This window comes from Pseudobdellovibrionaceae bacterium (assembly GCA_023898385.1).
Lineage (GTDB): Bacteria > Bdellovibrionota > Bdellovibrionia > Bdellovibrionales > UBA1609.
On the sequence record CP060220.1, the window covers coordinates 1,622,799 to 1,646,391 of the forward strand.

A 23,593-nucleotide genomic window follows, 5' to 3' on the forward strand; every position below is an offset into this window, starting at 1 on the left:
GTTACTTTCCGGTTTGTGAAACTTCTGTTGATTGCTTTTGATCGGTTTTCTTTTCTGGCTCTTTTTTATCTTCTATCACTTCCTTCACCGGAAGGTCCTTGATACGAAACCCACTTAAGCTAAACAGTTCAGGTGACAAAGAGCTTTTTGCATAAAACTCATCCTGGTCTGTGCTCTTCTTTTTTTTCAGTTTATCACCCCAAACCAACCGCATCAATGAAGTGCCCGTTTCGTCGGAGAACTCAATAAACTTGTCTTCTTTGGCAATTGCTTTATTTTTGTCTTTGCTAAAATATTCTTCCACCCGAAATTGATTGACCGTTCGAATCATCTTCTTAACGCGATCTTGATTCACTTGCTTTTTCGCATCCTGCTCAGCCAGCTCCCAGTGATCACTGATTTTCTTCAAGTGAAATTTTTGATCACCATCGGCATAGCGAATTTCAGCCACCTTTTCTTTATCAAATGAAAACGGATACTTCTTGTCACGGAACTCAGCTAATCCCTTGTCAAACAAGTTCAACTTGGTACCGGCCACTTCATAGATCACAGGGGACACACTGGCCTTCACATAAACCTTGCTATCCATAGCCGGACTCATCACCACGTCAGCAGTTGAAGAGCTTTCACCTCCCTCAAGGTTGAGAGATAGAACTACACTGGGCTTGTCGAGTCCAAATTTCTTGGCCTGAGCTTTATCAAATGATTCTGAGGCAAAATCATTAGCTTCAAGATCCTGCAAGTTTCGCACATAACTGTTCACCAGGGCTTGTTCAATGATGAGATCTTTTGAAGAACCCAGCGACCACTGCCCCTCTTTGTCTTTCTCAAAGGTGATTGTGCCACCGGCCAATTTGGGCGCTGATTTGACTGTGAACGACGAGATTTTTAACTCATCTCGAAACACTTTTCGAGAGCGAAGGTTTTTAACTTCTTTTTGCGAGTGGGTTTTCCAGGAGTTTTCGCCCAAATACAGTTTTTCAGAATCCCCTTTTTTAAGAAAAATCTTTCCATCAAAAGATTCTTTCGATCCCACTTTTATTTTATGAGTGACTCCATCTTTTGTTGAAAGCTCTACTGTCGATTGGGGCTTATCTAGGCCATAGGCTTCCCATTTTATTTGACCTTCCACGGGAAGCTCGGTGGCTTTTTCTCGCAATATGGCCGTAATTAAGCCTTCCACTCGATCATTGTCAGCCGAATCATTCACTGGCTCCTCAAGGCCCCACTGACCTTCGGCATTTTTCTTTAAAGCTAAGGTCTTTCCATCGACCTCAAGCTTCAATTGAACAACGTCGTTATAGTCCAAACTCCCAAACACTTGGGCGGCCGCTTCTTCTTGAGCCTTTTCTGTTTCGGCCTTTTCCGAATCAAAATAAGCAAAGTAAGCGAGCCCAATAACAACAATCGCAAAAACCAAAGTGGATCGAAATGGCTTCACGCGCTCCTCCTCCGCTGCCAGGCAAAACCGCTAGCAATGAGCAACAACAAGGGCAAACTTAAACCCGCTATCACGGCCACACGCTGGCTAGACGACGTTAACTTCAACGTGGTGCCCTTAGGAACTTTTGGTCGAATACTAATCAAATCACTTTCTTCGCCCAAGAAGGCAATAGAGTTCATCGCGATATCTCTATTGTAACCGACAAAGATATTTCGTGAGTTCAAAAAGTCACTATCACCAAAAACCACGGCCGCTGTTTTGATCACTTCCGTGGGTTTTTCCTTGGCCTCTTCGGCATCTTTTGCTGCTTCAGCCGTGTCCCACTCAACGGCCATACCTAACACAAAAGACTCCCTCTCCACCTTGGTCCCCGGCTGCGGCCGAAGATCTGGTGATGAAAAGGTACTCGGTGAAGTTTTCACAAGTTCTACGACTTTTTGCCCGGGCGTTGAGTCACCCGCAGACTTCGTGAGAGAAGATGCCACATCAAATAAAGTGATCTGATCTTCAAACGGTCGAAAGGGGTTCATTTGAAGTTTGTCAGTAATGGGGTGAGCTTTGTCATAGATGGTCCCCAGCACAGTCGCTGGGCTACCGCCGGCCACGACGGTTCGAACATTCAAAATATACTTGTCGTCAAAATGAACGCCCAAATTTTCGGTTAACCGATTTATGCCATGACGCAAACCCGGATCCGCAGCGATAAACAACTTGCCGCCTTTTTTCGCCCAACTCGTTAAAGCCGCAATCTCACTGTCAAGAATCTGCCCATCCGGGCCGACAATGGCAATGATTGAGGCATCTTCAGGAATGTCCTCACCCTTAAGCAGATTTAACTTAGCCACTTCAAAACTTGCATCCTCTAGCAAGGTCTTAAACTCTTGCATTCCTTGAGTGTCTTGCGAGTCGTATGAGCGCTCTCCGTGTCCTGTTAAAAAGTAAACCTTTTTCACTTTGTCACGAGTGGCCTTGACGATGGCTGATGTGAACTTTTCTTCGGCTCGCTCGGAGTTGGGCTCTTCCACCCGGACTTTACGGCCTTTGTACTCAACAAATACAGCAAACCGATCGCCTCGCTTGAGATACTCTTGTGCTTCAGCCTGGTTCACATAGGCGTTAACAAACTGAATTTTTACCTTGTTGCTGTTTTCTTGGTACTGCTCCACCAAACCTTTAACGGCCTGCTTGTTTTGCTGATCTTTCTCATCAAGATAAAACACCTTAACGGTTAGATCTTCCTTAAGACCTTTTAGTACTGACAGTGTCTGATCGGCCAATGAATTGATTTTTTCTTCTGTCATATCAAATGTTTTATTGTGACGAAGACTCAACACATTCACTGACACAATCAACACCAGGGCCAAGACAATCATCAAGCCCATATTCATGCCACTTTTTGTGGTTCGCATTGTGAGAAATTCAAGATAAAATCTGAAGTCCACCACAAACGCCGCAATAAAAGTGAGCAACCCGATCACCAAGGGCGCCCATAAAAAATCATGCCAGCCACCCAAGATATAGCGAGCCACCACGACGATAACCAACGAGAGTCCACACACTAGCCAACTGATTGTTCCCCATCGACTCATATCTGTTACCTCCAGCGAGACGCTTCAACCACTCTTTGAGTGAGAAACACGAAAAGTCCAATAACACTGACAAAGAAAACTATCGAGCTGACTCGAAAGCCGCCCTTTAAAAAGCTAAAAAAGTGCTGACCAATTGATAGGTGCTCTAATACAGCCATTACCGTGGCGTTATCGGACATATCTGATCCTTGTCCCAAAAACCACATGATCAGATTAAATATCACTCCCATCACCACACTCAAAACCACTGACTGGGTGAGAGATGAGGCAAACAGTCCGGCAGCCACATAAGCCCCCGTCATTAGCGCCAACCCCGTGAAAGATGTCACAAGTGGCCCCACGGGAAAGTCTGAAATAAACGTGGTCGCCAACGGATAAAGCAGGGCCACAGCCATGAGTGCCATAGCTCCTCCGAACCCGGCTAAGAATTTACCTACAGCAATGTCAGTGGCGGTAATGGGTGACGTGAGCAGCAAATTAAATGTGCTCAGTTTTTTCTCCTCAGCAATTAACCGCATGGTCAGGGCTGGAATAGCAAAAATAAAAATAATGTTCACATAAGAAATATGCTGAACAAACAAACTAAAGTGAATGTTCATGCTTCCTTGCATGCCATGGGCCCCAGCCATTTGCGACGACCGCTGAGCAAACATAACTAAATTTCGAAGGTAACTGTAACTCCAGATGACCGAACATAATCCGGCGATCATAAAAAACATGGGACTTGTCACCATCAGGCGAAAGTCTTTCCAGGCTATGGTAGTGATGGCGCGCATATTACACCTCCCCGCGGGCGTCCATCGCCCCTTCTGATGACGTCAATTTAATAAAGATATCTTCAAGGCCCATGGTATCTGAACGAAGTTCTAACAGCCCCGCTCGTTTTTGTACCACGTGATCCGCAATGGCCTCGATGGTGTCTTCGTTTTGATCTATATCAATATGAATACCGTCCTGATCTCGACCAATGTTGCTGACTCCAGATACCTGCTGCAAAGTATTGACAAGTTCATCAGCAGATCGCCGCACTCGCACAGTCACACGCCGGTTACCCGAGAGCCGGTTAGACAAACCTTGAAGAGAATCTTCAGCAACAATTTTTCCTTTGTTGATAATGATGATGCGTTCACAGTTGGCCTGGACCTCAGGCAAAATGTGAGTGGACAAAATAATTGTGTGTTGACCCTTTAGGTTCTGGATGAGTTTTCTGATCTCAGCCATTTGCTTGGGGTCAAGGCCCACCGTGGGTTCATCCAAAATGAGAATATCTGGATCCGATACCAGAGCTTGGGCAAGACCCACTCTCTGCCGATACCCTTTGGACAAATTTTGAATCAGCCTCTTGTGTACGTCTTGCAAACCCGTTTTTTCAAGAGCTGCATCCACTAATGAGTTCACCTTTTTTCGTGGCACTCGCTTGAGTAACGCCGCAAACTTTAAATAGTCGCGCACATACATATCGCCATACACAGGCGGCAACTCGGGCAAGTACCCGATACGCTGTTTTACCTCTATGGGGTTTTCAAATACATCAAAGCCGGCCACTTTTACGGACCCAGAAGACGGGGCCATAAATCCGGTGATGATTTTCATGGTTGTGGATTTTCCCGCACCGTTTGGACCCAAGAAGCCGACCACTTCCCCCTTACGCACGGAAAAATTAAGACGATCAATAGCCAGGCGATCGCCATAACTCTTTGATAAATCACTGACTTGAATCATAGGCTCTCCCATCAGCATAGGACTAAACTGAGAAACTTTCTCAGAACTTTGAAATATCAAAAAATTTACTGCCATGAAAAAGTTAGTCAAGGTCCTAAAACGATATGATGGTTTTGGATACCGCTGCGCAGTATGCGGCGCCTCTGTCAAAATCCACAAAATGATGGTGGGCTATAGTTTTATCTGAAGCGTTCGCTCATTGCGGTAAGTGACTCTCCCGGCCTTTTCCCCTTTGATAGGTGTCACATACCGCCGTTCTGTGACAACAACAGCAAAGGTCTGCCCCCGATAGAGGTCGGTTTTTTCTTGGAACTGCAGCTCCAAAAGCCAATGTGCCACTTCATTAAGCACTTTTTCGGGCACTTTTTGGGACTTGTTGCGCCGAAGGATGCCATGCCGGCCGGGAATGTCCTTCACGTGAAACCAAAGATCCCAAGCCCGGGCCGCGCGCAAAAGCTTGAGGTTCTCTGGACCTGATCGCCCAGAGTAGGCTTCAAAGTTCTCGTCAAATGTACGAGTGCGGCCTTTTGTCTGGGCCGCCCGCAATAAATTGGTGCCAGTTTGTAGCGCACTCCCGACTTGCGCCAACTTTTTGATTTGATCGGAGGTTGCTGTTTTCCATGTCTCCAGCTCTTCACGCAACGACCAAAGTCGCTGCTCTTGCCCACCTTGTTTTCTTTCGTTCTTTTTCGCCCGCTCAAAACAATGCTCAATGTTTTCAGCTAACGACATATTTGGGTCGATATAGCCCGACCACGCCTCAGGAACGTTAAGTGACTGGTGCACTTTCACCCACTCTCCCACCTCACGCCAAGGGGTCTCCTGTTTTTCCGTCAGCCCCTGCTCCACTCGACCAATGGCTTTTTCTAGCTTTTTAATTTTCTGATGGCGAAGGGCCTCAAGATTTTTCGGACTATCCACTTTGGTATTTATTGACGGTTTTTGTGAACCACGCTCTTGCCACTGCTTGAAGATTTCGGCAACGGACCGGGCCTGAGGGTCGTCGGAGGCCTCGGTGGTCTCCAACAGGGGCTGCAGATCGCGAGGCTTAGCCCAAGCCATTTTTTTTTGACCTGCTGAAACGATGACATTCTGACCGTGGGGAAATAGCCGCACATTAAGTTCACACTCAGCCCCGTCAAAACCTTCAAATTGCAAGCTAACCACCCGCCCATAGGTAACATCTCGCTCCACATGTACAAGGCGTTGACCCTGAAGGTGCGCGCGAAGAAATAATACAATGGGCTTGGTGGCCTTGCCTAGGGCATAGGACAAGGCCTTTGCGAACACTATTGCGGGGGCGTGGGCATTCATGTCGATAACCAGCCATGCCTTGCCTGTGGCCGTTGTGAAAACCCCTAAAACAAGCGCGTCACCGGCAAGCTTGATTTCCTGCACCTGAGCACCGATTAAGGTCTTAAGCATTTCTACAAGAGCGTCGATCTCTAAGACAGTTAAGGGTTTCATAATGAGAAGTTTTATCCAACAGTCTAAATCTTTACTTGGCCTCTTCATTTCTTAACTGAAGCTGCCGATCTACACTGTACTATGAAAGTTGTAGATCAATCACTCTATAAATGTTTTACTCGGCATCTTTATCGATTAGATATCGATCAAGAGTCTGACCAGGCATTTGTGCGGCAAGTGGCCACCACTTACCTGCGTGAGCTCGTTAAAGACGGAGCTCACATTAGTCTAAAACATGTAGATGAAGTCATTTTAGATGTGGAAGAGGAGATCACTCACATGTTGCGAGTGAAGCTCTATGGGTATTTTGATCTCAATGCTTTTCGACGCAATGAACGCAGTCGCAAGGACTGCTAAAGTCCATTTTTAAACCACACTCGATTAGTAATTGGTTTCTAAGCCCCAATTTTCAACTGTGGGAGTAACGTTTTCTAACTCACCTTCACCATCACTTGAGTCTGCACCTGACTCCGTTGTTGATGGAGTATTCGCCTCATCGGCGCTGTCGCCAGCCACAGGCGCATCCACCGAAGATGCAGCTTGAGCGTCTGCCGTGGCACTGCCTACTGCACCTGAATCCGCGTCACTTGTTTCTGCGCCATCTGCCGCAACGGGTGCCGCAGACACCTCGCCTGTGCCACTCACATCGGCCGCGCCCGTGTCAGTCGCAGCCGCCTCGCCCTGAGTGTCTCCAACGACTGCAGAGCTTTCATCGGCAGCCGGAGCCTGAGCGGATTGCTCGATCGCCTGAGCCGCATCAACGGACTCGGTAGCTTGAGCGGCGTCTGCACCTTCTGTCATTTCTCCACTTGCATCGCCAACGGGGGTCACTTTACCTGAACGTCGATCACTTTCTTTAAATAGAGCTTCAAGAATATCTACGCTCATAGCCACTTGCGGCTTACTTGCGACAAAGGGAAGTCTTCCCGTCTCTTTATCCGCTTGCATAGAAAACACATAACCGCCAGCGGCTTGCGGAAACCCACAATATCCTTCTGCAATTACAATAAGAGCTGTGATCGTAGAACATTGACCTTTTGCATCTGTGGCCGAGCAAAAAATATTTGTAATCACCGAGGGCATTTGGACAGCCGCATTTTCATCATCTGTCACTTCGGTGATCTGATAATTTTTAGATTCAACATATTGAGATTTTTCGGTGATTTTAGAAACTTCAATTTCAGAACGAACTTCATACAGTTTTCGACCACTAAGAAGGGCTTGCAACATCAGCTTAGGGGCACCGCCATTTTCGCTGTAGATTCCAGCATCCACCTGCAAAAGTGTGCGAGGAGTGATGGCATTTGAGCTTTCTGAATTAACAAGGCCTTCAAATTCATTACTCATAAATTGTTGCCCATTCACTTGTTGGCAGCTGCTATCTGAAGGGATCTGGATATTCTGACCGCGCACGATGTTCTCAATCACCACACCATTTATAGGATTTCCGCCCGCATTCGGTGATGATGGGATTTCCGGAATCGGCTTGCGATGTGCTTGGGGTTTTAATAGCCCATCCACAGGCTCAAAACCTTTTTGATCACAGGCTACAGCGCCAATAATAACGCCAACAATAGTGGCACTTACTAATAAACGGTCTTTCCATTGTTTCATTCTCTTCCTCGCTTAAGAAAAATATCCGATCCCCAACGGAGCAAGCTCGGTGCCAGGCTTAGATCACACAAGGGCCTCAAATTGATTAAAAGAGTGCCCATTGAGGCGATGAAGGGCCGATTTTTGTCACTTTTTGCCAAAAGGTATCGGATTCCCTTTGGAGATCACCGCTCGAGAAAGGCCAAAGGGTCCTTTTCAAACTGTATATAGTTATCTTTGGTGATGATTACGGGGCTTGCTTGGGGGAACTCAGTTTTGAATTTCATTAAGCCTTTGGCCGACTTTTTTCGACCACTTTTTACTTCAATCGCCCACAGGCGCCGACCTTTTTTCAATACGAAATCCACTTCATCCTTGCCCTGCCGCCAGTAGTAGAGGGGCCAACCTGTTCGCACAAGTTGTGCGCCAACGAGAAGCTCGAAAGCCCTCCCCTGCTCATCGCTCTGATAATCGTCAATTACGGTGAGGTAATACAGGCAGGGTGCCAAAGGCAGAATTTTGGGCGAGGAGGTTTTTGTTTTCACGATTTTGTTAGAGTATTTCTCAATGGTCTTAATGAGGAACGCCCCTTCATAGAGGCGAAGGTAGTGTTTTACGAGCTCCACATTACCGCGGTCCTGAATCTGACCAAGTAGTTTAGTATAAGATATTTCTTGGGCCGGATAGCCCACAATGATCTCAAAAGCTTGCCGAAACAAAGCCGGGCTGCGCACGCTCTGGTATTGCAGAATATCTTTTTCGACCACAGTACCAACTATTGAATTTTTCAAGTACTCGACCCAACTATCGTGCTGCTCAATGAGCGGATAAGAGCCCGGGTAGCCACCAAACTTAAGACACTCATCAAGGCTCAGTTTGTATCCCCTATTTGACTCATCAAAGTTCCAGTGATGGGCTTGGATCAACTGAAATCGCCCAGTGAGACTTTCTGTAAGGCCTTTTTGAATTTCCAGTGAACTTGAACCCAGCAACACCACACGGGTCTTGATGCCGAGACGTTTATTTTCGTCGTACAAAAATTTAATAGTTTCTGACCAGCTCTCACATTTTTGGATTTCATCAATAACAAGAATCTTTTTGTCCTTGTGAGCCCGGCTCCAGTTTTCAACGATAAACTCTGGACCAGGATTAAACACCTTCTCAAGGCTTATGTAGTCTGAGGTGGCCTTGAAGTGCTGCGAAAGTAGATGCAATGTTGAAGTGGTCTTTCCCACCTGTCGCGGGCCCAGAAGCACCTGAATAAAGCCATTGTCGGCCTCCATATGACCGTGTAACTTCTTAATATAACTTAATTTTACTAGCTTTTTCACATTTGATAGCATAACCTATCATATTTGATAGGTCAACCTATCAAATATCCAGTCCCAGGGGCAACCCATTCAAAGGGGCTTTGGCCCATCGGCGATTTACCAACTGGACTAGCTGGGCTTCTAATATCAGACCTACGCCACACCTAACCCGCCGATGTGACTATGAAACAGCCAGGGTCCGAATCAGCTCCGTTTTGAGGGCTGGATGCCCGCAGTGGCGTATCCAACACTCAACCGATCCGACTTTCAGTGTCTGCTCAACTCATCAATCTGATAATAGTCATCAGTGATCACAAACCGCTTAACGAGTCCGAACGGTACATCGCCGGCATACCAAGAAGTCTCACTTCCATCACCACTTTGGACTTTGCAAGTCTTGAACCGCCCCGCTCTAATCACTAACTCTTCAAGGTTGGCGGCCTCACCCTGAGGCCGAAGGTTTTTGCAGAAAACTTCAATGTCGTCGATATAGCCCAACTGATCTAGTGGCACCCACGCCTGAGAGAATTCACCGTGATTATTTTCAAGCTGAACTAGGGCCTGATTATCATCACTTGCGACCGCCAAAATTTCTTTGGCCCACCTCGTTCTGCTTATGATCTGTTCGGAATTGTCCTTGGCCATATTAAGCGACAAATAGATCACTCGATCACCCACGGCCACGTCGGCCATCGCCAAACCGCTATACACCAATGCCATTGCGATAAATATAACCTTCATAGATTACCCCACAAACAATATCCCCAATGAAGTCCGCACACTATCGATGCCGGCCAAAATTTCAAGTTCTTCATTAAATATGACAGGATCGAGCTTGAAATATGCGTCAAATCGAGGGAAAAGGGCCCTAATCAAATCTCAGTGGACCACGTAGCTCAGTTGGATAGAGCGGTAGATTCCTAATCTGCAGGTCGCAAGTTCAATCCTTGCCGTGGTCACCAAAGGTACCCGGTTCATTTTTGATTTGCACAGCGTTAATTCTCGCCTCACCATAAATAGGGCGTCCGGATCTAGCCCCGAAAAACCGTTACTCAGATGAGACCAGACCTAAATTGTAACTCTAAACCGCAACCGGAAGTGAACGGTGTTCACCCCTCACATCTCGATCACTTCCACGGAAGAAAACACGGCATTGATTTCTAGGTGAAGCACATCCTTGGCCGACTTGGCTTGATCTGACTCATAGCTGAACTTACCAAGGGAACTTGTGTTTTTGTCAGGCAACTCGATACTGCTAAAAACAGAATTGGTTGAAATGCGTACGGGCAATCCTTTTGCCAAGCGAATCACCGTATTTCCAAAAACAGTGTCAGATTTCACCCGCTGAGAAGCTTTTGTGAGGTCTACCTCTCGCAAATCCAACTGGCCTTGCCCAAACACAACTACATATTCGGGGATTTCGCCTTTAACTTTAGACGGAGGAAACGAAAACTCTGACTCACCAAATACGGCATTACTATCATCGATTTTTTTTGTAAATTGAAAGTGAGAAGATCCAAAGATCATCTTCACTCCAAAGTAAACAACAATCAGCCCCAAAATTGTGCGGCCAATAGGGATGCTAAAATGAAATGCGTCTTCTACGATTAAAGAAATCCCAATAACGGTAAATATTAAACCCCAGAACATGATACCCCCCAGTGATGTAAGTTAATCATCTATCAGGGGCGGACTGGGAGTGCACCCCGAAAGGTATCCCTTTCCTTTTTGCGTTGCAGATCGTCATTAGCATGGTGCAAAACCTTGAATTCATGCCATTACTATCGGGTACATATTCATGTGAGCGTCGGACATCCACCGTTCCGATCTGCCAAGAAATAATGAACCCAGCTATTAGTGACCTATGAAATGATATTTTCCGACGACGGCATGCAACGCAAAAAGGAAAGGGATACCTTTGGGGCGTGGTGCGCTGCAAATCAATGAACCGGGTACCTTATTCGAAAATGAACCGGGTACCTTATTCGCCTTATTCGTCGAGGTCGTCGTCGTTGGGTGAGCCTAGACCGTACTTTTCTACTCGGTAGCGCATAGATCTAAAGCTTATGTGCAACAACTTGGCGGCCTTTTTTTTGATACCGCTGGAGGCGTGGATGGCTTTCACCAATAGTTCTTTTTCAATCTGGCCCATCACCTTATCGAGGTCTATTCCCTCTTCAGTGATTTCGATTTCGTGACTGGAAGCCAACTTTCTACCAGAACTTGTATTGACCAGAGGTGGCAAACTTTCTGGCAAGATGGTGGCTCCCCCCTCTAAGGCAACCGTTCGCTCGATAATGTTCTCTAGCTCTCTCACGTTACCGGGATAAGAGTAGTTCTTAATGATGGCCATGGCCTCATCGCTTATTCCGCCAATGGCTTTATTCAGGCGCTCGTTGTATTTCTTTAGAAAGTGGTTGGCCAGAATGGGAATATCTTCTTTTCGATCTCGAAGCGGCGGAGCTTTTAGATAAATCACATTCAATCGATAGAAAAGATCTTGGCGAAACGTACCATCTTCGACCATCTCGTGGAGGTTTCTATTGGTGGCAGCAATAATTCGCGCATCAATCTTTGTGTCATCCACAGCTCCCACACGACGAATCACCTTTTCTTGTAGGGCTCGCAACAACTTCACTTGCATGCTCAGCGGCAACTCGCCCACCTCGTCTAAAAATAGAGTTCCGCCGTTGGCCGCTTCAAAGAGACCCGCTTTATCCGCAACAGCACCGGTAAATGAGCCTTTTTTGTGACCGAAAATCTCTGACTCTATGAGGTTCTCTGGGATGGCTCCGCAGTTAACGGGAATAAATGCCTTATCTTTTAGTGGTCCATTAAAATGAATCGCCTTGGCAATCATTTCTTTACCCGTTCCACTTTCGCCGGTGATCAATACATTTGTTGGTGTCTGAGCCACTCGCTGAATCATTTCAAACAGCTGGTGCATGGAATCGGTATTTCCGACCAGGTTCGAATAACTATTCTCTTTAACCAAGACTTTCTTAAGTTGTCGGTTTTCAACTTCAAGATTTTTACTCTTTAGCGCGTGGGCAATGTTGATTCGCACTTCATCAATTTTGAACGGCTTAGTAATATAGTCATAGGCACCCAACTTCATCGCCTCTACGGCTGTTTCTGTAGTGCCAAAAGCAGTGATCATCATAAACAAAATATCTGGGTTTTGCTCACTCACATGCCGGAGCAGTTCAATCCCCGTCACGTTAGGCATCTGCAAATCAGAAATGACCATATCAAATGTTTTTTTCTTGAGAGTATCAATGGCCTCTTGGCCATCTTCGACGCAAGTGACGTCATAGCCCTCTTTTCGCAACATGATATCTAGAAACTCGCGTATAGACTCTTCATCATCTACGACCAGAATACGTGGTTTCATTACGCTCTCCTCACAGTTGTTGTTTCTCGATGCCCATTAAAATTACGCCTGTTTTCGCAAAGCCATTTCATCAGGGTGCGGTTTTGTCTCAATAGGAAATTCTATCGTAAACGTCGTTCCTGAATCCACTTCACTATCTACTAAAATTATGGCCCCATGGGCCTCGAGTATCTTGTTTGTAATAGCCAATCCCAAACCCGTACCCTTAGGCTTTGTTGTATGAAAAGGTTCGTACATTCGCCGAATGGTCCCTTCACTCATACCACAACCATTGTCTCTAATGGATACAATCACTCCGTGTGAACGATCATAGGAGTGAACAGAGACCCTTGGTTCCTCTGCATGAGCCACCGCCTGGTAGGCATTAATTAGAATATTCAATAAGGCCTGTTTAAGTTTGTCTTTATTGCCAAGAATCAACTTTTTTGACTCCAACCGGAGATCCAGCTCCACCGCCTGTGGCAGTGATTTATTGAGCTTTACTATTTCAACCACATCCGTGAGAACCGAGTTTACACTGATAGGATCTTCAACAATATCACTTGGCCTGACGTAATCTAAAAATTCAGCGATAAGATTGTTTAGCCTGTCGATTTCACGAACAGTAATGGCCAACAATTTTTGATCTTCTTCACTTTGAGCTGAAACCGAAGTAGCCAGCATTTGAATGCTTCCACTAATACTGGCCAAAGGATTTCGAATCTCATGAGCAATGCCCGCTGCCAGTTGCCCGACCGCAGCTAATTTGTCTTTTTCCATCAACTTTTGCTGCATACGCTTGATCTCAGTAAGATCTTGAACCAAAAGAATATGGCCTTGATCGCCAGATTCCCTCTCTCTCAGAGGCGATATCAGTACCTCTAACACCATCCGCTCTTGATCTTTATTCACGTAGTTCACTTCTAAGCGCTGCGCTTGCCTGTCAGAACCTGAAAGATCACCTGCCTTTAACATCGCCGCAACTTCAGGAATCACCCGATCAAGAAAAAACCCATTTAAATCGTCTTCTTGAAACAAATCTAATGAAGGCTGATTTGAAAATGTAATTTCTCTTTTTGAGTCAATCATCAATAGACCTGTAGAAATGTTTTTAACAATAAGCTGATTCAAATGCTGAAGGGCTTTTACATCTTCTTCTTGTTCTTTTACCCGCTCACCGAGTAAATTCAGCTGCTCGCTGAGCTGACCGCTCAAAAGAGCCACCGCAAAAAAAGCCAAATTGTTCAACACTACAGTGAGGTAAATATTCTCTCCCTGAAGCTCCGGATTAGCTAACAGAAGCACGCTGTATACTACAGACGTCCATAGAGCGACCCACAAGCCACCCACCCGCTTAAGCATGAGGCCGGCCATAACGATATTGCCCATGAATACAAAAAGAAAAATAGGCTGCAGCAATCCGATAAAATAATAAAGGCCGGCAAAAACCAAAGTATCTACTGCAAATACGGCGTACTCGGCAGAGGCACTGTGTGCCCTTTCACCACTTCGACTTAAATACAATAGATGCGATAAAAACCCCAGCGACAAGATGGCCAGCAGAGAGGTCCAGATCTCAAAATTTACAAATTCCGTGGCTCCCATGAGAACCAGAAAAAAAGTCAACAGGGCCAAAGCCAAAATGCAAACCCGCACGGCCTCAACAAGTGGCCCTATCACCACTGGGTCCACAGATCTTTTCTGCCTACCCTGTCGTACTGCTAACAAATCAATCACTTCCATCTACGATCAGCCTCCCGCAGCACCGGCGAGTTTGAAAATGGGTAGATACATTGCCAATACAAGTACGGCAATAATGCCGCCGAGAACCACCATCATTAATGGTTCAATTAGGCTGGTCATGGCATCAGCAGTGGCTTCCACTTCGTCTTCGTAAAAATCGGCTACTTTTTCAAGCATCTGATCCATGTTACCAGTTTGCTCACCGATAAAAATCATCTGCGCCACCATGTCTGGGATATACTTTGATTTTCGAAGCGGCTCAGCCACAGTTCTACCACTGCTAATTGACTCTTTTGCGCCAAGAATTGTTGATTCAATCACATAGTTTTTTGCTGTGGAGGCAGCAATATCCAAAGAGTCAATGATTCGAACACCCGCCCGTAACATGGTTGCTAGAGTTCTCGAAAACCGAGCAATAGCACCTTTTTGCACTAGCGCTCCCATTATAGGCATATCGATAAGCACTTTATCCAAAGTTTTTCGTCCGTCTTCTGTTTGGTAGTACTGCTTTAGTGCTATGGGGATAGCAATCATCACGGCAAGGTACAAATACCAATTCGACCGAAAGTTATCACTGAGATCAATAACCATCTGGGTGAGCGCCGGCAACTCGCCACCGCTTGATTGAAACATCTGAACGAAGTTCGGAATCACAAACGTGAGAATCGCACCAATCACTATGATAGCCACCACAATAATCACCGCCGGATACATCATTGCACCCTTCACTTTGCCGCGAATTTTCACAGATTTTTCAATATAAGTGGCCAGACGGTTTAAAATAGTATCCAGCACACCGCCTTCTTCCCCGGCTCGCACCAGGTTAACATACATACGGTCAAAAATCTTAGGATGCAGCGTGAGTGCATCGGCAAGGCGACGTCCCTTTTCAACTTCCCCCAGAATATCTTTTAATGCTGAATTCATTGCTGGGGTTCGACCAGGGCCAATCATCGCCTCAAGACTTTGCACAACTGGCACACCGGCACTAATCAAAACCGCGAACTGCCGGGTGAAAACCTGCAGCTCCTTTGGTGTGACGCCTTTGCCGCCAGTCTTTTTCCGCGAAGCAGCTGATATACCGACGGCCGTACCCTTTGGTATGATTTTTAATGGCACCAACTTCTGGGCACGAATCTTGACCTTTGCTTCCGCTTCATTGGCAGCTACAACCTCGCCCTTAACGAACTTTCCGTTTGCGGCCTTAGCTTGAAAAAGAAATGACGCCACTTATTGCCCCCTCAATTAAACGCCGGCCTTTTTCATTAACCCATCAAGCTCTTCCGGATCTGGTGAAAATGAAAATGCATCTTTAATTGTAATTCGCCTTTTTAAAGTAAGATTCAATAGCGATTGATTCAGGGTCTGCATGTGGCTTTTATTTTGCCCGACTTGCATCATACCGTAAACTTGATGCAGTTTATTTTCTCGAATGAGGTTTCGAATACTTGGATTCATTACAAGAAGCTCACAAGCCACGGCTATTTGCGAATCCATTGAAGGAACAAGGCGTTGACTAATAATCGCATTGAGCACAAAACTCATTTGCACGCGAATTCTTTCTTGCTGGCCGGCCGGAAACGCGCTGACAATACGGCTGATCGTCTGCACAGCTGAATTCGTATGAAGCGTTCCAAAAACGAGATGTCCTGTTTCTGCAATAGTTAAAGCAGACTCTATGGTCTCAAGATCTCGTAGCTCTCCTATGAGACAAACATCTGGATCTTGTCGTAAAATATATTTCAGGGCATCTTTAAAATTTTCAGTATCGGCACCAATTTCACGCTGGTTGATTATGCAGCTTTTATGTTCATGCACATATTCAATGGGGTCTTCAAGAGTAATAATATGGCCCCGCGTTTCTCGATTGATCTTGTCAATAATGGACGCAATAGTTGTGGACTTTCCGCTTCCGGTGGGGCCGGTGACCAAAACCAAACCGTGAGGAAAGTTAGCGATATCTCGCACAGCCTTGGGCAGACCCAGTTCATCAATATTCGGAACCTGAAAGGGCACTCGCCTAAAGGCGCCTGAAACCTCTCCTCGCTTTTGAAAAAACAAGTTGGCTCGAAAACGGGCCATGTTTTTTACTTCAAAACTAAAATCTAACTCTTTTCGCTCTTCAAAGCGACTTCTCTGAGCATCTGTAAGTACCGAATAGCAAAGCCGTCGAACATCTTCGCCCGTTAAATCTGCAGACTTTACGCGCACCAATCGCCCGCCAACTCTAAGCGCCGGAGCAGAGCCCGCCACCAAATGCAAATCCGTTGCACCTTGCTTGACAGTTGCTTTCAACAACTGGTGCAAATTTATCATTTCTCATCCCCGATGGTTACGTTCAACACTTCTTCAACACTCGTCATGCCCGCTTTCAACTTCAACAACGCTGATCCTCGTAGTGTCACCATATTATCGTGAGCTACAGCATGACGCTTCAGTTCTAGGGGCGAAAGACCTTTAAAAATACCCTCTTTTACCGGAGTTGTTACTTTCAAAACTTCAAAAATCGCCATTCGACCTGCCAGACCCGTACCGTTACAATTGGGGCAACCTTCGCCGCGCTTTAGATCGTTATACTCATCCAGCTCGCTTTCCGGGACACCCATATCTAACAATACTTCAGGCGTCACAGAGTGATCAACAATACAGTATCCACATATTTTCTTAATGAGGCGCTGAGCTATAACAACCTTTGTCGCTTCGGCCACCATATAGTTGGGCACTCCCATATCAATGAGACGTGTCACCGTTGAAGTGGAATCATTCGTGTGTAATGTGCTCACCACTAAGTGACCCGTTGAGGCCGCCTTAAAGGCAATAAGGGCTGTTTCAAGATCCCGAATCTCCCCCACCATAATCACCTCGGGGTCTTGCCGCAAAAACGCTCTTAATGCCTCAGGAAACCCAAATCCAATGTCTGCATTGACCTGCACTTGGTTGATTCCATCCAAGTTAAACTCCACCGGATCTTCTGCTGTTTGGATGTTTTTTTCTGGCTTATTTAACTCAGCCAATCCTGAATAAATAGTTGTTGTTTTACCACTTCCCGTGGGGCCGGTAATTAACAACAATCCCTGCGGCATTTTTAATGCACTTTGAAAAACCTTAAGCTGTTCTTGCTCAAAACCAAGTTTAGTCAAGTCCACCTGCAAATTTGATTTATCTAAAATCCGAAGTACGATTTTCTCACCAAATAAAACAGGCAAACTGTTCACACGAAAATCCACATCTTGACCATTTTTAAGACGTACTTTTAGGCGTCCATCCTGCGGGCGACGACGTTCTGCAATGTCCATTTTACTTAAAATTTTGATCCGACTAGAAATGGCATTAGCAATACCCGGAGGGGGTTGAGTTCGCTCTGTTAATACACCATCAATTCGATACCGAATTCTAAATCTTTTCTCGTAGGGCTCAATGTGAATATCCGATGCCCGCATTTTAATGGCTTCAGCCAACATGGCATTTACAAAACTGACAATGGGGCTATTGTCACCCGTTTGGTCATCTATGAGTTCGGCCTGCGCCGATACCGAGGGCCCTGAAGCATCCGCTTCTTCAGATCCCACAAAGTCTGACATGATGTCATCGACAGTGGCCGTCGTGCTACCGTAGTATCTATTGATTGCATTTTTAATCGAAGTTTCTGAGGCGACGACCACTTCAATTTTTAATCGAGTTAGTAAACTTAAATCGTCTTTTACAAAAATATTGCTGGGATCGGCAAACGCCACAACTAAACTTCGCCCCGATCGCTGTACGGGTATCACCGTATTTTTTTTGCAAACATGTGCCGGAACTAAATTGATAACATCAGTGTCGATTTCAAAGTTATCAATATCGATGGTCGGTAAATTGTATTGCTGCCCCATGAAGGCTGCGAGATCTTTTTCTTTGACATATCCAAGTTGCACGAGCGAAGTGCTCAATCGCCCACCGTGCTTTTTTTGCTCTTTACGAGCTTGTTCAAGCTGATCAATAGAAATTAAATTTTCTCGAACTAAGAGTTCGCCAAGGCCCTTCCTTGCTGCCACGGTCTCCCCTTTTTATCTTAGTTATTTAAAATACTTGGAGATCAGTCTCCACCCCACTAGATTACCCTTGGGTGACATTTTTTGTAACTAGACTTCGGTCGCGGTTTATTCAAATTAATGCTTGTTTCAGAAGTTCTTCATACTCGGTATGGTCCAGCTTCAGGTCCAAGTACCAATCCGCCCACAAGACATCTGCCCAGCTCGCCACCTGATACCCACAAACCACCGTGGCTTGAATGCCGAGAGCTTCTTTTATCAAAGGTGTTTCTGGCGGTGAAAGCACCAAGTCCATCGCTACTCCCGGCCTCTGTAGAAAATTAAAGTAATACAATTCGTTCAGCACATCGTTCTCTGGAGAAAACGGCGTGGTATTAATCACTATTCCATTGGTACCGGGTAATAAAATGAGCTGATCTTTGGGCACAAAATTAAATTTTACATCAAAGTACTTGCGCTTTACGTCTCCAATTAAATCCTGCGCCTGTTCATCAAACTGATTTGATATATTAACGGTTTTAAAACCCATTTTTACAATAGCGCCAACTGCCGCTCGCGCACTGGCACCCGCGCCCACAATTAACGCTTCACTTGAAATATTAAGCTTAGTACCAATTTCACTGAGTTCCCTTTGCAGTGCCGGAAAGGTCACATTGGCCAGCCACCACTCGCCGTCCACTTTAACAATGGTATCCGCCGCCCCTAAATGCCTGACATCAGCGGTATTTTTTTTAAAGTACTGCATCACAACGCTTCCAAGTCCACGCCCAATTCGTATGATGTCATAGGTTTGCATGGCACTAGTCAGTTCGTCTTCGAATCCTGCGGGGGTCGTATCGACAAATGCGAGGCTATTTTCAAACCCCTTAGCATTGAGGTGGTCGCTAAGAAACTGAAGCCGTTTTGTTGAAGGATAGGCAGAAATTTCAACCCATTTCATAGTGTCTTTAACAACTCCCTGGCCACCTCAATGTCGCCTTCAATTTGTTGCATAAGCGCTTCCACAGAGGAAAATTTTTTTTCTTCTCTTAAGAAAGAGTAAAACATGATCTTCACAGTTTTCCCATAAAGATTCATATCTTTATCTAAAATATGAGTCTCAATAGACAATGGTTGCAAATTTTCAGACGTCTGAAAGGTGGGATTGATTCCGATGTTGGTCACTGACGGATAGCACTGATCACCGAAGCAAAGTTTCGTGGCATACACGCCCGAACGCGGTGACAATGTATGATTTGACGGAACAATATTGGCCGTAGGAAACCCGAGTGATCGCCCTCTTTGAGCACCGGATGTCACATCGCCCACCACATAAAAAGGCCGCCCCAACAATCTGGATGCCTCCGCCACTTCGCCTCTCACTAGGGCCTGCCGAATTCGGCTGCTTGAAACAGCCTCACCATCTAACGTCACAGAAGGCACAACCCGCACATCTACCCCCAATGGGGTCCCAAATTTGGTCAGGGCACCGACGTCACCCGAACGATCTCGGCCGAAGGCAAAATCCGGCCCCACGACGATTTGTTTTGGCTGAAGCTTTGCCCAAAGAGACTCTTCAAAAAACCTCTCGGCGGCCTGTCGCGCAAACTCATGGGTGAACGGCTCAACAACCAAAACGTCCACCCCCAATTCGGGCAACACATTTTTTAGATCATCTATGGCAAAAAGCCTGCGAAAGGGCCTATCCGGCGCCAAAACCTGAATAGGATGGGGGTCAAAGGTAAAAACCACCGCCGGCACTCCAAGGCTTCTGGCCGAAGCCACAGCCTTTGAAATAAGCTCCCGGTGCCCCAAATGAACCCCATCAAAATTGCCAAGGGTGACCACTGACCCCGGAATCGGGGTTTTTATGCTTTGAGTTCCATTAAATGTTTGCATGTGGCGGTAAAATACCAAGTTTTTCGCTCTAACCAATTGAATTCTTTATGACTTTTTGATACGTAGCGTTAGTGAAAACTCTCAAACAACAGCTTCTACGCTCGATCGAGCAACTCAAGGCCCTTGTTGGCAGAAAAAAAGACCTTTGGCTTCGTGCCGGTCTTTGCTTGGCCACGGGCTTAGCGCTCGTCATGGCCGAACACGATGACGGTTATGATTTGCGCTTTCAACTGCGCGGACCACAAAAAATAGATAACAACATTTTATTAATTTCAGTGCCGCAGGATGATTGGCTCAACTTACTTGGCCGCAAACAATCTTGGATTCGACCGCTTCGTGAATTGGTTCAGTTGAGCGATAGCTTTTATTGGGAGCCCGATCTTTGGCACCATTTTTTAGAAACTTTGCTCGCACAAGACCCAAAAGCCATTGGGATATCTTTTTACTTTGGCAATGAGACCCGCGAAACTTACACAGAAACCTATCACAGTGAGGTCTTCGATAACCCCCGAGTGATTTGGGCCTCCCGCCTAGATCGCGACGGCCGCCTTTTGTATTCAGCGTTTTCAGGATCCCTCGGACAGGGCACGGGCCTCAATGAGTTGATGACTGATAACGATGGCGTATTTCGACGGTTTGTCTCTCCCCTGGTGCAAATCAGACACTTAGCTCTTCGCCTCACCGATTTAGTTAGCCCCGCCCAAGACTCTACTACGCCATGGCTTGCGGGCGTGGAGCGGGTTATAAACTTTCGTGGCCCGCGCGGAACCTACCCCCAACTCACCATTCAGCAGATCATTGACGGCGACTTCTCCGTTGAACAACTGCGCGGAAAAATCATTCTCATTGGGGGCACAAATGATGAAGATCACCAGCTTCTTACCCCACTAGGAAAAATGTCTGACACCGAAGCCTTAGCCAATATAGTCGATAGCTTAAAAAATGACCGATGGATTGAACGCCTGCCCCTTGAGTGGTCGTTGATTTTGTTGTTTGCCATTCTTTTGCTCAGTATTCGCATTATGAACTCTTATCCGCAGTCAGTGGCACTGGTGCTGTTTTTTTGGCTGGGCATGGCTTTTACGGTTTTTTCAGTTTGGCTTTTTGACACTTATAATTTCTGGATCCCAACCACCCCGGTGCTGGTTCAATTGGGTGTGACTTATATTGTGTTTTTGAGCTACCAATTGACTGTTTCTGACTATGAAAAATGGCAATTGGAACTGGAGACGAACAAGCTTCTCGAAGTGGAACAATTAAAACAAAACTTTGTTAGCCTCTTTAGCCATGACCTAAAGACGCCCCTTGCAAAAATTCAAGCCATTTGTGACCGCCTCCTCTCGCAGCCCCTAGATACAAAAATTGGCCAAGACATTCAGAGTTTGAGAGACGAAAGCGTTGAACTACACCACTATATTCAGAATATTTTGAAGCTCAGTCGTGTTGAAGCCCGGGAATTTCGCCTCAATCGTAACGCAGAAGACCTTAACGAGATTGTCGAAACGGTCAGCCAAAAGCTTGCGCCGCTTGCTGCTGCAAAGTCGATTACCCTGCAACTTCGCCTGGAGCCCTTATTTCTCATTGATATTGATGGGCAATTATTGCTAGAGGTCATCTTGAATCTTGTTGAGAATGCGATTAAGTACACGCCTGAAGATGGTCATGTGATTATTTCAACTTCAGAGGTGGATCAGCAAGTGGTCCTTGTGGTTGAAGACGACGGCCCAGGAATCCCAGAAAGGGAGCAAAACCGAGTCTTTGAAAAATTCTATCGAACATCCCGCGAGGTGGATACCACAAAGGGTTCGGGATTGGGCTTATACCTAGTTAAATTTTTTGTAGAATTGCATGGTGGATCTGTGTTTTTAGAATGCCCCGAAACAGGTGGCACAAAAATTGGCTTTAGCTTACCCGTAGATGTGGAAGCTGAAGAAAAGGAGCAGTTTGATGAGCAATAAGCTTAGTGTGTTAATCGTGGATGATGAAGAGCAACTTCGAAAGAGCGTGGCTTCAATCTTGATTTCCACACTGCCAGAATATGAATTTGAAATTGTTGAGGCCGAAAATGGACGTAGAGCCCTTGAGGCCACTCAACAGAAAAGTTTTGATTTGGTTCTAATGGACGTCAGAATGCCCGAAATGAGCGGCCTTGAGGCCCTTGAGAAAATTAAAGAAACAGATCCAAGAATCTTTGTGGTGATAATGACCGCGCACAGTAACCTCAATGATGCTGTGACAGCCATTAAATATGGCGCCTATGACTATCTTGAAAAGCCGGTTGAACCAGAGAAGCTCACAGAATTAGTAAAGCGGGCCCTTGAGACTCGGCAAATGGTGTCTGATCTTGCGATATCAAACCCGATTTTTGATGACGACATTGACAGTGAATTTGTCGGTTCATCGCAAAAAATGCGCGACATTTTCCAGCTCATCAATAAACTTTCACAAGTAGATACCACAGTTTTAATTCGCGGTGAAAATGGTACTGGCAAGGAGCTAGTTGCAAAAGCGATTCACTACAATAGCCCGAGAAAACATGGAAAATTTGTCGCCATCAACTGTGGAGCAATTCCAGAAAATCTGCTTGAAAGTGAACTCTTTGGACACGAAAAAGGAGCTTTTACGGGTGCTCATGAACGAAAAATTGGTAAATTTCAGCTGGCAAATAATGGAACTATTTTTCTGGACGAAGTGGGCGAACTTCGACCGGAGATGCAGGTAAAACTACTCAGAGTTCTGCAAGAACGAAAGTTTATGCCTGTAGGAAGTAATCGAGAAGTCAAAACCAACGCTCGCGTTGTGGCGGCAACTAATCAAAATTTGGAGAAAATGATTGAAGAGGGAACTTTTCGAGAAGACTTCTTCTATCGCCTTAATGTGATGCCTATTTTTATGCCGCCCCTTCGAGACCGCCTGGATGACCTCGATGGTTTGGCACAATATTTTGTAAAGAAATTTGCCAAACTACAGACTTCTGTCATTCGGGGAATCGACTCCGATGCCCTAGATGCTCTTAAACGCTACGATTGGCCTGGAAACATTCGCGAGCTTGAAAACACCATCGAACGAGCCTTTATTATGGAATCATCGTCGAGCATAACCCTCTCTAGCCTGCCAGAGGCCATTCAAGATAAAGCCAAAGACAAGGTGAAAATAGATATTCCAAAAGAATATTCAGGTCCCATGGATTTTGATCGATTTAAGGAAGTCACAGAAAAAGAATTTATTGAAAATGCTTTGCGGGCCAATCAGGGTCGAATCAATAAGACCGTGGCCCATGCCAATATCCCAAAAAACACATTGCTTCGTAAGATTAAAAAATACGGCATCGATGTGAAGCAGTTTGTTACTGGACGAGAGTAGAGGCTCCAACGATCCCACCCGACCGCCCCTGCGGCCAAACACGATCCAAATGAAATTTCTCATTGGCAGGAATTTCATTT

Annotated in this window: 19 protein-coding genes and 1 tRNA gene; 4 read left to right on the forward strand and 16 right to left on the reverse strand. The window is 45.8% G+C overall.

Translation table 11 applies throughout. The features are described 5' to 3' along the window. Position 1 precedes the first annotated feature (1 nt). The 5 genes from H6626_07220 to H6626_07240 all read right to left on the reverse strand — a co-directional run bounded on the left by H6626_07220 (position 2) and on the right by H6626_07240 (position 6,222). Positions 2-1,441, reverse strand: coding sequence for a DUF4340 domain-containing protein (locus H6626_07220; protein USN48871.1), 1,440 nt, complete (start codon positions 1,439-1,441; stop codon positions 2-4). After that, positions 1,438-3,033: a GldG family protein gene (locus H6626_07225; GenBank protein USN48872.1), complete on the reverse strand. Its 1,596-nt coding sequence runs from the start codon at positions 3,031-3,033 to the stop codon at positions 1,438-1,440. Before H6626_07225 ends, H6626_07220 begins: the two co-directional genes overlap by 4 nt. A 5-nt stretch (positions 3,034-3,038) precedes the next feature. Continuing rightward, positions 3,039-3,809, reverse strand: coding sequence for an ABC transporter permease subunit (locus H6626_07230; GenBank protein ID USN48873.1), 771 nt, complete (start codon positions 3,807-3,809; stop codon positions 3,039-3,041). A gap of 1 nt (position 3,810) precedes the next feature. After that, complete coding sequence (locus H6626_07235) at positions 3,811-4,755, reverse strand: ATP-binding cassette domain-containing protein (GenBank protein USN48874.1); 945 nt, start codon at positions 4,753-4,755, stop codon at positions 3,811-3,813. 171 nt (positions 4,756-4,926) lie between these two features. Continuing rightward, on the reverse strand, positions 4,927-6,222 hold the full coding sequence (locus tag H6626_07240; GenBank protein USN48875.1) for an NFACT family protein: 1,296 nt from the start codon (positions 6,220-6,222) through the stop codon (positions 4,927-4,929). Positions 6,223-6,303: 81 nt separating this feature from the next. Between H6626_07240 and H6626_07245 the strand changes: the two genes are divergently transcribed. Further along, positions 6,304-6,579, forward strand: coding sequence for a hypothetical protein (locus tag H6626_07245; GenBank protein USN48876.1), 276 nt, complete (start codon positions 6,304-6,306; stop codon positions 6,577-6,579). A 24-nt stretch (positions 6,580-6,603) separates the two neighbouring features. On the opposite strand, the gene H6626_07250 is transcribed toward H6626_07245, so the two are convergent. The 3 genes from H6626_07250 to H6626_07260 all read right to left on the reverse strand — a co-directional run bounded on the left by H6626_07250 (position 6,604) and on the right by H6626_07260 (position 9,866). Continuing rightward, the gene (locus H6626_07250; GenBank protein ID USN48877.1) at positions 6,604-7,836 is read right to left on the reverse strand and encodes a hypothetical protein; all 1,233 of its coding nucleotides are present in this window, start codon (positions 7,834-7,836) and stop codon (positions 6,604-6,606) included. Positions 7,837-8,000: 164 nt separating this feature from the next. Then, positions 8,001-9,158 (reverse strand): ATP-binding protein, encoded by a 1,158-nt coding sequence (locus tag H6626_07255; protein USN48878.1) that lies wholly within the window; start codon positions 9,156-9,158, stop codon positions 8,001-8,003. A gap of 234 nt (positions 9,159-9,392) precedes the next feature. Further along, complete coding sequence (locus H6626_07260; GenBank protein ID USN48879.1) at positions 9,393-9,866, reverse strand: hypothetical protein; 474 nt, start codon at positions 9,864-9,866, stop codon at positions 9,393-9,395. A gap of 144 nt (positions 9,867-10,010) precedes the next feature. Between H6626_07260 and H6626_07265 the strand changes: the two genes are divergently transcribed. Continuing rightward, a tRNA-Arg gene (locus tag H6626_07265) sits at positions 10,011-10,087 on the forward strand. 154 nt (positions 10,088-10,241) lie between these two features. On the opposite strand, the gene H6626_07270 is transcribed toward H6626_07265, so the two are convergent. From H6626_07270 to H6626_07305, 8 genes are all read right to left on the reverse strand, one after another. After that, a complete protein-coding gene (locus tag H6626_07270; protein USN48880.1) occupies positions 10,242-10,775 on the reverse strand; it encodes a hypothetical protein in 534 nt (177 codons plus the stop codon). A gap of 340 nt (positions 10,776-11,115) precedes the next feature. Next, the gene (locus H6626_07275) at positions 11,116-12,519 is read right to left on the reverse strand and encodes a sigma-54-dependent Fis family transcriptional regulator (GenBank protein USN48881.1); all 1,404 of its coding nucleotides are present in this window, start codon (positions 12,517-12,519) and stop codon (positions 11,116-11,118) included. 42 nt (positions 12,520-12,561) lie between these two features. Then, positions 12,562-14,241, reverse strand: coding sequence for an ATP-binding protein (locus tag H6626_07280; GenBank protein ID USN48882.1), 1,680 nt, complete (start codon positions 14,239-14,241; stop codon positions 12,562-12,564). 6 nt (positions 14,242-14,247) lie between these two features. After that, a complete protein-coding gene (locus H6626_07285) occupies positions 14,248-15,471 on the reverse strand; it encodes a type II secretion system F family protein (protein ID USN48883.1) in 1,224 nt (407 codons plus the stop codon). A 15-nt stretch (positions 15,472-15,486) separates the two neighbouring features. Next, a complete protein-coding gene (locus tag H6626_07290; protein USN48884.1) occupies positions 15,487-16,557 on the reverse strand; it encodes a type IV pilus twitching motility protein PilT in 1,071 nt (356 codons plus the stop codon). Then, entirely contained in the window at positions 16,554-18,275 is a 1,722-nt protein-coding gene (gene pilB, locus H6626_07295; protein ID USN48885.1) for a type IV-A pilus assembly ATPase PilB, read from the reverse strand. The genes H6626_07290 and pilB overlap by 4 nt, the downstream gene beginning before the upstream one ends. Before the next feature lie 109 nt (positions 18,276-18,384). Then, on the reverse strand, positions 18,385-19,212 hold the full coding sequence (locus H6626_07300; GenBank protein USN48886.1) for a hypothetical protein: 828 nt from the start codon (positions 19,210-19,212) through the stop codon (positions 18,385-18,387). Continuing rightward, complete coding sequence (locus H6626_07305; GenBank protein USN48887.1) at positions 19,209-20,150, reverse strand: bifunctional riboflavin kinase/FAD synthetase; 942 nt, start codon at positions 20,148-20,150, stop codon at positions 19,209-19,211. The genes H6626_07300 and H6626_07305 overlap by 4 nt, the downstream gene beginning before the upstream one ends. Positions 20,151-20,221: 71 nt before the next feature. Between H6626_07305 and H6626_07310 the strand changes: the two genes are divergently transcribed. Next, a complete protein-coding gene (locus tag H6626_07310) occupies positions 20,222-22,108 on the forward strand; it encodes a CHASE2 domain-containing protein (protein USN48888.1) in 1,887 nt (628 codons plus the stop codon). Next, the gene (locus tag H6626_07315; GenBank protein ID USN48889.1) at positions 22,098-23,513 is read left to right on the forward strand and encodes a sigma-54-dependent Fis family transcriptional regulator; all 1,416 of its coding nucleotides are present in this window, start codon (positions 22,098-22,100) and stop codon (positions 23,511-23,513) included. Before H6626_07310 ends, H6626_07315 begins: the two co-directional genes overlap by 11 nt. The last annotated feature ends 80 nt before the right edge of the window (positions 23,514-23,593 follow it).

Coding starts and splice junctions, on each gene's coding strand:
- H6626_07305 (USN48887.1), bottom strand. CDS start 20,150: ATGCAAACATTTAATGGAACTCAAAGCATAAAAACCCCGATTCCGGGG.
- H6626_07225 (USN48872.1), bottom strand. CDS start 3,033: ATGAGTCGATGGGGAACAATCAGTTGGCTAGTGTGTGGACTCTCGTTG.
- H6626_07230 (USN48873.1), bottom strand. CDS start 3,809: ATGCGCGCCATCACTACCATAGCCTGGAAAGACTTTCGCCTGATGGTG.
- H6626_07245 (USN48876.1), top strand. CDS start 6,304: ATGAAAGTTGTAGATCAATCACTCTATAAATGTTTTACTCGGCATCTT.
- H6626_07300 (USN48886.1), bottom strand. CDS start 19,212: ATGAAATGGGTTGAAATTTCTGCCTATCCTTCAACAAAACGGCTTCAG.
- H6626_07275 (USN48881.1), bottom strand. CDS start 12,519: ATGAAACCACGTATTCTGGTCGTAGATGATGAAGAGTCTATACGCGAG.
- H6626_07250 (USN48877.1), bottom strand. CDS start 7,836: ATGAAACAATGGAAAGACCGTTTATTAGTAAGTGCCACTATTGTTGGC.
- H6626_07235 (USN48874.1), bottom strand. CDS start 4,755: ATGATTCAAGTCAGTGATTTATCAAAGAGTTATGGCGATCGCCTGGCT.
- H6626_07290 (USN48884.1), bottom strand. CDS start 16,557: ATGATAAATTTGCACCAGTTGTTGAAAGCAACTGTCAAGCAAGGTGCA.
- H6626_07240 (USN48875.1), bottom strand. CDS start 6,222: ATGAAACCCTTAACTGTCTTAGAGATCGACGCTCTTGTAGAAATGCTT.
- H6626_07315 (USN48889.1), top strand. CDS start 22,098: ATGAGCAATAAGCTTAGTGTGTTAATCGTGGATGATGAAGAGCAACTT.
- H6626_07270 (USN48880.1), bottom strand. CDS start 10,775: ATGTTCTGGGGTTTAATATTTACCGTTATTGGGATTTCTTTAATCGTA.
- H6626_07260 (USN48879.1), bottom strand. CDS start 9,866: ATGAAGGTTATATTTATCGCAATGGCATTGGTGTATAGCGGTTTGGCG.
- H6626_07255 (USN48878.1), bottom strand. CDS start 9,158: ATGCTATCAAATGTGAAAAAGCTAGTAAAATTAAGTTATATTAAGAAG.
- H6626_07280 (USN48882.1), bottom strand. CDS start 14,241: ATGGAAGTGATTGATTTGTTAGCAGTACGACAGGGTAGGCAGAAAAGA.